Source organism: Bacillus ectoiniformans (genome assembly GCF_016908875.1).
Classification (GTDB): Bacteria; Bacillota; Bacilli; order Bacillales; family Domibacillaceae; genus Bacillus_BX; species Bacillus_BX ectoiniformans.
In genome coordinates this window covers 1-1,807 of the sequence record NZ_JAFBES010000031.1, presented here as the reverse complement: position 1 = coordinate 1,807, position 1,807 = coordinate 1, and the positions used below count along the sequence as shown (strand labels likewise).

Below are 1,807 nucleotides of genomic sequence, written 5' to 3'. Positions count from 1 at the left end.
ACCACCGTACGTACCGATCGGTATACGGCGGTTCATTTAAGTATGACGTAAATCATTGTATCGATCTAATAAGCTTTTCAGCTTTTGCTTTCGCCAAAAGCTTAGATTAAGCGTTGTGTGTAAGATTGGACTATTCGAGATGCGCCAATATTTCTTGCGGGAGTTTCCCCACTCATAGGCTTTTTCTTTGGATACTCCCAAAGAAATAAGCCTTTTTATTTTGGTTTTAGGTTGTTTCCATTGTTTCCATAGGCACATCCGAAGCCTTCTTCGAATCATTTCATCCAGTTGTTTAAAAGGAGTTGGCGTATCTGCCAGCGCAAAATACCCACACCATCCCACCAGGTACTCATTTAGTTTCTCAATACGTACGTCCAGTGGAATTGGTTTCGACCTTGAGGTGAGTTGTTTGATTCTGCTTTTGGCTCTCTTGATGCTTTCTTTTGCGATACGGACTTTCGGGGTACGGTGCGCAGTGAAGCTAAATCCAAGAAACTTACGTTTCCAAGGTCTATCTACCGCACTTTTCTCTTCATTCACTTTTAGCTTAAGCTTCTTTTCAATGAATGTAGTGATGGAAGTTTTGACACGCAAACCAGCTTTCTTGGTTTTCACATAGATATTACAGTCGTCTGCGTACCGGACAAATTTATGTCCTCGGCTTTCAAGTTCTTTGTCTAATTCATCTAACATGATGTTCGACAATAGAGGACTCAATGGTCCGCCCTGTGGTACGCCTTCTTCGCTGATCACTTCGAGTCCATTGATCATGACTCCTGATTCTAAGTATTTTCTAATTAACTCTAGAATCGTTTTGTCCTTGACTCTTTTTGCTAGAATACCCATCAGTCGATCATGATTCACCTTGTCGAAGAACTTCTCTAAATCCATATCTACTACCCATCTGTGCCCTTCTTCTATGTATCCTTTTGCTTCCCTCACGGCATCATGTGCTCTTCTTCTAGGTCTGAATCCATAACTATGCTCGGAAAAGGATGGATCATAAATTGGGGTTAGTATTTGGGCAATTGCTTGTTGGATGAACCGATCTGTCACGGTAGGAATGCCTAGTAACCGTATGCCGCCATTCGGTTTCGGGATTTCGACTCGTCTGACTGGCATAGGCTCATAGGTTCCAGCCTCTATGGAATATCGGATCTCTTGCCAGTGCTGCAGAAGATGCGCTCGCAGGAATTTGACGGGCATTTCATCTACACCATGGCTCCCTTTATTCTTTTCGACTCTTTGTAGTGCCGAAAGGAGATTTTCCCGCGACAGTAGTCGTTCCATCATATTGATACAATCCTTTCACGTGAATAGTCGTTCTATTTGTGCCACTGTTTATTCCACCCTCTTAGAGTCCCCCGTGGAATTCACCACTTCCTCCTCCAAGTAAGTCCTGTCGGATTGTCTGTGTCATCATAAACAGTGAACGCCTAGTGTCTATTCTTCCTAAATGTTCAGTCCTTCCCTGACGATCTATAGCTCATCAGGTACTATGACCTCTGCTGACTTCTGATTGTTCAGCTCCTCTTCTCAGAGAAGGTTACCGAGTGTGCTCGGCTTTTCAATCAGACCTCCCCGGGTAAGAGTGCAATCTTTCCTTCCATCTATCTGCTTCATTTACTTTGTATCACCTTTGGCAGAAAGGACTTTGTTTTGTCTAGCAAACTCATCCAATGATACCTAGCCTTGTATGAAGTTCGTGTCCCTCAGACCGGAAGTTTGCCGCCCGCTTCCTTCAGATTCCGCGTCACCACGGACACCCTTGCGTTAAGCTAACCGCTACTTCTGCCTTCACAGTTCG

The 1,807-nt window shown here is 44.1% G+C and carries 1 protein-coding gene; it reads right to left on the bottom strand.

Annotated elements, in window-relative coordinates; genetic code table 11:
- Positions 1-36: 36 nt before the first annotated feature.
- A complete protein-coding gene (gene ltrA, locus JOC78_RS17375) occupies positions 37-1,293 on the bottom strand; it encodes a group II intron reverse transcriptase/maturase (RefSeq protein WP_204558606.1) in 1,257 nt (418 codons plus the stop codon).
- Positions 1,294-1,807 lie beyond the last annotated feature (514 nt).